We start from the raw sequence: 7,185 nt of genomic DNA, 5'->3' as shown, positions 1-7,185 counted from the left end.
GGGCGACAGGGCTGGGCGAGGGGTGACGCGGTGACACGGATGCGCCGGGCAATCCTGAAGGGGCCGGTGGGGCGCGTGGTGCGCAATGGGGCCATGGGGCGTCAACTCCGTGAATACCAGGGTCACTTTGACCGCGCGCTCTGTTCCGGTGGCGGTCTTTCGGCGTACTTTTCTGATGCCTCACGGCGTGTCGCCCCGGAACGCGGCGCCCGCCACCGGGGCGCCACGGGGGCCGACTCGACCGACCACGGCGGAACTCCCGCCCACGGAGGGGACCAGGATGTCGCAGGGCCTGCGGAAGGAATGCGTGCGGATGCGACGCGTTTTGGGGGGAGACGGTGGGCAGACGTCCGTCGAGTACCTGGGGGTGATCGCCGTGGTCGTGGCGATCATCCTCGTGCTGACGACCACGGACTTCGGCGGCGTGATCGCCGCCGCGATCACCAATCAGATCGCCCAGGTCACCGGCGGCTGATCGGCCCGAGGAGCGGGCGTGGGCCCGCCGACGCCGGACAGGCGTTCCCCGTCTACATCACCGCGGTGGCGGGGCTGCTCTTCCTGGCTCTCGCCTATTTCGCGGTCGGCATGGCGGCGGCCACCCGCAACGAGGCGCAGTCGGCGGCGGACGCGGCCGCCCTCGCCGCCGCCCAGGAGTACCGGGACGCCCTGCGCGCGGACTTCCTGCGAGCGCTCCAGGAGGGCACCCCCTGGCAGGGGCTGCTGGACGGGCTGGGAGCCGATACGGGGGGCGTGTGCGCGGCCGCGGACACCTTCGCCGGCAAGAACGGCGCGAGCGTCATGACCTGTCAGCCGAACGCGGGGGCGCGCGTCTTTCCCGTACGGGTGCGGACGCTGCAGCCGGTGGGGGACTCGGTGATCCCGGCGACGAAGACCAGTCACGCCACGGCCAGTGCCACGGCGGTGGTCGAGCCCCTGTGTGCGGTCGATCCCGACGCGCCGGAACCCGGCAGCGGGGAGGGCGAGGCGCCGGACGGCGGCGGCCCGCTCGAACTGCGCTGCGACGGCGAGGACCTCGTCCTCGACCCGGAGGATCTCACCGCCTTCCCGGAGGCCGACGAGTTGTACTCCGTCGGGCTCGCCCAATAGCCGCGGCCCCCGGGCCGGTCACCGACAGACAGCCACCCAGCGAACGATTAAGGACCCCGCACATGAGCATCCGGAAGATGTCGGTGTCGCGGAGCAGCCTCGCGATCACCGCGCTCGCGGCCGGACTGGCCCTCACCGTGGCCGGCTGCGGCGACGGCGGCAGTGGTGACGGCGACCGCAAGGCCGACCCCGCCGCGGCCAAGGGCTCCCAGCAGCAGAAGGCGGCCGGGAGCGACGAGGCGGCCCCGGAGCCCTCCGCCACCATCGGAGAGCTCAAGGGCCCCGACGGCGTCGTCCTCACGCTGCACTCCGCGGTACGGGACTCCGGCGGCTTCGTGACCGTGCAGGGCTCCGTCACCAACCGTGGCAGCAAGCCCTTCACCGCCATCAACTGGCGCTCGTCCGAGACGGAGATGAAGTCGAAGTCCTCCCTCTCCGGGGCCTCGCTGGTCGACAAGGCCGGAAAGAAGCGCTATCTCGTCCTGCGGGACACGTCGGGGGAGTGCCTGTGCAGCACGGGGCTCGCGGGGATCAAGCCCAATGAGAGCCGGCCGGTCTTCGCCCAGTTCCCGGCGCCGCCGGCGAGCGTCACCGAGGTGGACTTCACCCTGCCCACCATGCCCACGGTCTCCATCGAGATCAAGGGATGACTCGGCCATGACGACACCCACCGCCCGCCCCGCCCCGTGGGCCCTCGCGCTCGCCGTGGCGGCGACCACCGCGCTGGCGTGGCCCCTCGCCGCGGCCACCGCGGCCCACGCCGTGCCCGCCGAGGACCCACCCGGCATCGCCGAGGCCGGGACGCCGCCCGTGGCGATCGACCCCAAGGACCCCGACCTGAAGATGGTCGACGGCGCCACCCTCGCCCCCGGCAAGGTGCTGAACATCAAGTCGATCGTCGAGTCGGACGGCGGCGAGGAACGCCGGGAGGACACCAACGCGAACGTGACCTTCGCCCTCCAGGCCGAGGTGCTCTTCGACATGGACAGCGCCAAGCTCGGGCCCGAGGCGAAGGCCCGGATCGAGACGATCGCGGCGGAGATCACCAGGCAGAACGCCGACCGCGTACGCGTCTTCGGCTTCACCGACAACCTCGGCTCGGCGTCCCACGGGGACGACCTCTCCAAGGCCCGCGCCAACGCGGTCCAGCAGGAGCTCTCCAGGAAGCTCGGCGCGTCCATCACGTACGAGGTGCGGGGCTACGGCGAGCAGTACCCCATCGCGGACAACGCCACGGAGGAGGGCCGCAAGAAGAACCGCCGCGTGGAGGTCACCTTCCCCCGCCCGGCCGCGGCCGCCTCGCCCCCCTCCCAGCGCGCGGGCGGCCGCTGACGGCCTCGGCGGTGGGCGCCGTCAGTACTCCTTGCCCAGGTCCGTGCCCTCGGGCGCCTGGAAGCAGGCGGAGACGACGACCACGGAGAGCAGGGGCTGCTTGCCCGCGTCGCGCCGCATCAGCGTGATGTCCGCCGAGTGCCGGAGCTGCTGGTTCTCCGCGAGGATGTTCCAGTTCTGGTTGGGGCTGCTGTCCTTGCCGTCCTTGAGGATCTTCCAGCCCTTCCTGGGCAGTTCCTCGTGCAGGCGCCGCATGCCCTCCTCCAGGGTCTCCTTCGGCACGCCGTAGAGGGACCACGGGTGCCGCAGGACGTAAAGGTCCTTGCGGTCCGGTTCGTCCTCGCAGTACGCGACGCCGGGGCCGGGCTCCGTGACCTTCGCCTTGACGCCGGTCATGTCCAGCAGATCGCTGGAGACCCGCTTCGTCGCCGTGCGCGCCTCGTCGACGCCGCGGACCTCCGGCGTGTAGGAGAGCCCCTTCTTCTCCTGCATGGCTGTGCATCCCATCATCGAGGTCATGGCCGTCGCCGCCGCCACCAGGAGCGTCGGCAGTCTGCGGGCGAGCGGTCGCCCGGTGCGGGTCGGTCGCCCGGCGCGCGCCCGGCCGACGGCATGGGTCGGGCGGGCGCGGTCGTCGAGGACCCGCGGCCCCGGGCTACTCATGCTCGACGTCCCCGTAGTTCCCGGTGACGACCCGGGCCTGGTTCTTCATGCTCACGCTTCCCGGTCTCCAGTAGTCACCGTGGTCGTTGGCGTCGTTCTTCATCACGTGCCCCCCGAAGTCCTCGTCCGAGGGTACGTTCGACGACCAGGCGTAGCCGAAGGGGAGCCACTCCACCCAGGGGGTGAGGTCGCTGTCGCCGCCGAGCCCGGCGAGCTTTCCGCCGGTCGGCACCTGGTCGTCGAGGAAGCCGGCCGCCTCCGCCCAGACGTGGTCCTTGCCCACGTCCAGGTCGTCGGCGTGGCCCACGAGCATGCCGGGGCTGCCCGCCGCCACGATGTCGTCGGCCGCCAGCTTGCCGTCCTCCAGCGACGCCTTGCCGACGACCGTACTGCCGTAGCTGTGGCCGATCACGGTCGTATGGCTGGCGTCCGCGCCGCCCTGGGAGGTCTGGAGCCCGTCGAGGAACCGGGTCAGGTGCGGCGCGGCGTCCTCCGCGTACGACTTGGACATCGCCGCCGGGACGATGCTCTGCGGCGCGTCGTAGCCGATCCAGGTGATGGTCGAGACGTTCTCGCCGGGGGAGAGCGCGTTGCTCTCCCGCCACAGATTCACCATGTGCTTGGTGTACTGCTCCGTCTTCGACAGTTCGGTGTACGTGCCGGGCACGAAGACGGCCGTGTGCGCGGCCGTGTCCGGGTTGCCGTTGGCGATGATGGAGCGGCCGTTCCCCTCCGTGCTGAAGCCCAGCAGGTACGCCTCCGGCAGGCCGTCCTTGCCGGTCAGGGCGAACCGGGCCTCGATGTCGTTCATGATGCCGTCGAGCTTGTGGCGGTTGTCGTCCGGGTCGATCCGCTTGCGCTTCTCGTTCCACGCCCGCCACTCGTCCGTCTCGACGACCTTGGGGTACTCCTTGCCGCTGGCCTTGTAGCGCTGCGGCTCGGGCCCGATGGCGGCGATGTCCTGCTGGACCTTCGCGTGCGCCTCGGTGAACACGATGCGGTTGGCGTCGTCCCGCACGGCGGACGGCAGCCCGTCGAGCTTGCCGATGGAGTCGGGATAGAGCGAGACGTACTCCGCGCGCTGCTCCTCCGTCAGGCCCTTCCACCACGCCGCGTTGTCGGCCGGGGACTTCCCCTTGGGGATGTCCTTCTCCTTGAACTGGTCGCCCGCCGCGTCCCGCACCGACTGCATGTCGTTGCGCGCGTCGACCCACATCTCCGCGGTGATCTCCAGACCGCCGGTGGTCTTCAGTTTGCGCAGCACCGGCGCGTACTCGGCGTCGATCCGGGTGGCCTCGGTGACGGCGGCGTGGATGTCGTCGGCGATCGCCTGGGCCTTGCCCTGGTTGGGGTCGGCGTTCTGGGCCGGCAGCCGCGGCGGGTTGTTGTCCTGCTCGCCCACCCCGTCGAGATCCGGGGCGTACGGGGAGGTGGCCGGGTACTTCACCCGGCCGTTGGCCTCGATGGTGAACTTCAGCTCGGCGGCCCGTTCGATGGCGGACTTGAGTTTTCGTTGCGGTTCGGCGAGTTCGGCGGCCAACCCGTTGAGCGCGGTGCGAATGAGTCCGCATTCGACGGAGATGTAATGGAAATTGTCGCTCAGCTTCTGGAGCCGGGCGATGGCCTTGTTCGCCGTGTCGCCCTTCTGGGTATGCCGGATCTTGGCGAGCATCTCCCTGTCGACCCGGTCCTTGTTGGCGCCGGCCCGATTGCTGATCTCGCCCCAGCCGTCGGCCGCCTCCTCGAACTCCGTGCGCTTGAGGTCCCGCAGCTGCTGCCAGGTCACCATGCGTCAGTTCCCCCGCGCCGCTTCGGCGGACGGCGTGGCCGCCGTATTGTTCCGCTTGCCGTAGTCGTCGATGCTGGATTTCCTGATCCTGTCGAGGTCGGCCTTGACGCCCTTGTCGACCTCGCCGAATTCCTTGCCGGCGGACCTGAGCGCGCCGATCAGGCTGTCGCATTCGTCGTGCACGGATTTCAGCCGGTCGTTCCAGCCGCTGCGGATCTCGCCGAGCGCCGTGGCGCTGTCGAACCCCGCGGTGCCGCCGGCGAAGCCGTCGTGGCCGGTGGACAGCCGGGTCATGCCCTCCTTCTGCGAGTTGCGTATCGACTCGGCGACCCCCGACGCACCGGTCCAGGGGCCGCCGCTGATCGCGAGGTCCTCCTTGCCGGCCCCGCCGTCCTTCCCGGCGGAGGCGAGCGTCATCCGGGCGCCGTCGCGCCCGTCCGCCGCGGCGGACAGGGCCGTTCCCAGATAGGGCGCCCAACTCTCCGGTGGCTCGGTGACCCTCATGACCCGTCTCCCCGTTCGTCCGTCCTCTGCGCGCGCCCCGGGGCGGCTCAAAGGTGCCGCCCCGTGCGCTGACGGGAATTTAACAGGGAGTTCGGACATCGAGCGTCGGCAAGAGGCGCCCACCGCGCCGCGATATCCGACTTTTCCGTGAATGGGTCCCATGGTGGGCCGGGGAGTTCCGCGCCCTCAATACCACAGGAAAAAGGAGATGCCCACCGTCGTTTTCCCCATTCTTCGCACCGTGGGTGATCGCGCGGGCGCGCACCGTGGAAAGCGGGAGAATGAGGCGCTACTTCCCGGATCTCCCGAATTCCCCCGGTCCCCCCGCGCCGGACTGTTCGACCCGGAACCACGGCGGCGTTCCCGCCGCGCCCCGGGACAGCGCGTCGCGGAGGGCGCGGACGACCTCCTCGCGGTCGTCCCGCAGCGCGTCGGGGGTGATGGTCAGCACCGTCAGCCCCAGCTCGGCCAGGCGCGCCCGCCGCTCCAGCTCCGCCTCGCGCGCCTCGTCCGTCAAGTGCCACTCCCGGGCGTCGATGTCCCACACCACCCCCGCGTGCGGCCAGTACGCGTCCGGCACCGCGGCGAGTTCGCCCTCCGCCGTCAGCAACCGGGGGCTCCACAGCGGCTCCCGTACGCCGTGCGCCCGCAGCAGTTGCCGGGCCCGGCCCGTCGCCACGGAGCGCAGCCCGGCGCTGATCTCCGCCTGCACCTCGGCCACTCCGGGGCAGCGGGAGGCACGTACCCCCGCCAGCGTCCGGCGCAGCTCGTCGGGGCCCACCCGGCGGGAGCGCACCGCCTCCAGCAGCAGCGCCCGGTTGTGGCCGGCGTCCGCCCGGCCGCGTACGGCGTCCGCCAGCGCCCGGGGCAGCGGCGCGCACGCGAAGCCCTCCACCCGGCGCGGGGCGGGCAGCCGCCGGGTCCGGTGCACGCGGACGAAGCCGGCGTCGCGCACCCCGCTGTCATCGGCGGTGAGCACGTCCACCGTGGTCAGGGTGTGCCGGTCCAGCGCGTGGCGCAGCCGGTACAGCGCGAGGGCCGCCGGGCCGGTGAGCATCCCCCTGCTGTACAGCAGGGCGCTCTGCAGCCGCTGCTGCCACGTCAGGGGCGCCGAGTGCAGCACATAGACGCGCGGCAGCGGCCGTTGCCAGGGCCCGTCCGGGCGGGCGCGGTGGCCGGCGGTGCTCTGCGGCACGCCGACCCGCGCCAGTTGCTCCCTGGTGACGACGCCGTGCTGCTCGCGCATCCAGCGCTGTGGTTCCGTGCAGATGGGGAGGTCGCCGAAGATCATGTGAGCCCCATGCCCAGCGAAAGCGTTTCCGCAGTACGGCGGTTGCACACCCGGCACACGACGGCAGCGGTAACCGCACGATTGTCGACGGGTTCCCGGAGGTTGTGGCAGGACCGCCACGGCGCGGCCCGGCATCGCTCAGCCATCGGTGATCTCGACCCGGACGCCCGGCCGCAGCCCCCAGCCGGCCATCGCGCCGGCCGCCGCCTCCAGCACATGGCGGGCGCGCGGCCGGGGCAGCCCCAGCCGCCCCGGGCACATCGTGGTGACCGCCAGCACCGTGAGCCGCCGGTCGAGATACGCCACGTCGATCGCGAACCCCATCCGGAAGGTGTGCACCCCGCTCGCCGGGGTCAGCAGCAGCGCGCCCTCGATGCCGTCGCGGCCGAGCAGGCCGCGGGTCCGGGCCCGGTACGAGGCGGCGATCTCCAGCGGGATCACGCCCGGCGCGGGGTAGACAGTGACGGGGCGGGCGATCCACCCCGCCGAGCACGTATCC

At 71.7% G+C, this 7,185-nt stretch carries 9 protein-coding genes; 4 read left to right on the top strand and 5 right to left on the bottom strand.

What is annotated here, in order from left to right:
* Nucleotides 1-313: 313 nt before the first annotated feature.
* The 4 genes from ACSNOD_RS26380 to ACSNOD_RS26365 all read left to right on the top strand — a co-directional run bounded on the left by ACSNOD_RS26380 (nucleotide 314) and on the right by ACSNOD_RS26365 (nucleotide 2,439).
* Nucleotides 314-475, top strand: a complete 162-nt coding sequence (locus ACSNOD_RS26380) for a hypothetical protein (RefSeq protein WP_436769563.1) — start codon at nucleotides 314-316, stop codon at nucleotides 473-475.
* Nucleotides 472-1,107 (top strand): pilus assembly protein TadG-related protein, encoded by a 636-nt coding sequence (locus ACSNOD_RS26375; RefSeq protein WP_436769562.1) that lies wholly within the window; start codon nucleotides 472-474, stop codon nucleotides 1,105-1,107. The genes ACSNOD_RS26380 and ACSNOD_RS26375 overlap by 4 nt, the downstream gene beginning before the upstream one ends.
* 62 nt (nucleotides 1,108-1,169) lie before the next feature.
* Entirely contained in the window at nucleotides 1,170-1,757 is a 588-nt protein-coding gene (locus ACSNOD_RS26370) for a hypothetical protein (RefSeq protein ID WP_436769560.1), read from the top strand.
* A gap of 7 nt (nucleotides 1,758-1,764) precedes the next feature.
* Nucleotides 1,765-2,439, top strand: coding sequence for an OmpA family protein (locus ACSNOD_RS26365; protein ID WP_436769559.1), 675 nt, complete (start codon nucleotides 1,765-1,767; stop codon nucleotides 2,437-2,439).
* Between the two features lie 21 nt (nucleotides 2,440-2,460).
* Here ACSNOD_RS26365 and ACSNOD_RS26360 read toward each other — a convergent pair whose 3' ends face one another.
* From ACSNOD_RS26360 to ACSNOD_RS26340, 5 genes are all read right to left on the bottom strand, one after another.
* A complete protein-coding gene (locus tag ACSNOD_RS26360; protein WP_436769558.1) occupies nucleotides 2,461-3,102 on the bottom strand; it encodes a hypothetical protein in 642 nt (213 codons plus the stop codon).
* A complete protein-coding gene (locus tag ACSNOD_RS26355; protein ID WP_436769557.1) occupies nucleotides 3,095-4,891 on the bottom strand; it encodes an alpha/beta hydrolase in 1,797 nt (598 codons plus the stop codon). The genes ACSNOD_RS26360 and ACSNOD_RS26355 overlap by 8 nt, the downstream gene beginning before the upstream one ends.
* A 3-nt stretch (nucleotides 4,892-4,894) precedes the next feature.
* Nucleotides 4,895-5,395, bottom strand: a complete 501-nt coding sequence (locus ACSNOD_RS26350) for a hypothetical protein (protein ID WP_436769556.1) — start codon at nucleotides 5,393-5,395, stop codon at nucleotides 4,895-4,897.
* A gap of 289 nt (nucleotides 5,396-5,684) precedes the next feature.
* Nucleotides 5,685-6,686 (bottom strand): hypothetical protein, encoded by a 1,002-nt coding sequence (locus tag ACSNOD_RS26345; protein WP_436769555.1) that lies wholly within the window; start codon nucleotides 6,684-6,686, stop codon nucleotides 5,685-5,687.
* A 138-nt stretch (nucleotides 6,687-6,824) separates the two neighbouring features.
* Complete coding sequence (locus ACSNOD_RS26340) at nucleotides 6,825-7,163, bottom strand: DUF192 domain-containing protein (RefSeq protein ID WP_436769561.1); 339 nt, start codon at nucleotides 7,161-7,163, stop codon at nucleotides 6,825-6,827.
* Between the last annotated feature and the right edge of the window lie 22 nt (nucleotides 7,164-7,185).

The sequence above is a fragment of the Streptomyces sp. URMC 123 genome (genome assembly GCF_051386515.1).
In the GTDB taxonomy this organism is placed as follows: Bacteria; Actinomycetota; Actinomycetes; order Streptomycetales; family Streptomycetaceae; genus Streptomyces.
The sequence above is the reverse complement of the archived record's forward strand: the minus strand, read 5'-3'. Positions and strand labels throughout refer to the sequence as shown.

Excerpts from the sequence above, each read along its gene's own strand:
- ACSNOD_RS26380 (WP_436769563.1), top strand. The coding sequence starts at position 314 with ATGCGACGCGTTTTGGGGGGAGACGGTGGGCAGACGTCCGTCGAGTAC.
- ACSNOD_RS26370 (WP_436769560.1), top strand. The coding sequence starts at position 1,170 with ATGAGCATCCGGAAGATGTCGGTGTCGCGGAGCAGCCTCGCGATCACC.
- ACSNOD_RS26365 (WP_436769559.1), top strand. The coding sequence starts at position 1,765 with ATGACGACACCCACCGCCCGCCCCGCCCCGTGGGCCCTCGCGCTCGCC.
- ACSNOD_RS26360 (WP_436769558.1), bottom strand. The coding sequence starts at position 3,102 with ATGAGTAGCCCGGGGCCGCGGGTCCTCGACGACCGCGCCCGCCCGACC.
- ACSNOD_RS26355 (WP_436769557.1), bottom strand. The coding sequence starts at position 4,891 with ATGGTGACCTGGCAGCAGCTGCGGGACCTCAAGCGCACGGAGTTCGAG.
- ACSNOD_RS26350 (WP_436769556.1), bottom strand. The coding sequence starts at position 5,395 with ATGAGGGTCACCGAGCCACCGGAGAGTTGGGCGCCCTATCTGGGAACG.
- ACSNOD_RS26345 (WP_436769555.1), bottom strand. The coding sequence starts at position 6,686 with ATGATCTTCGGCGACCTCCCCATCTGCACGGAACCACAGCGCTGGATG.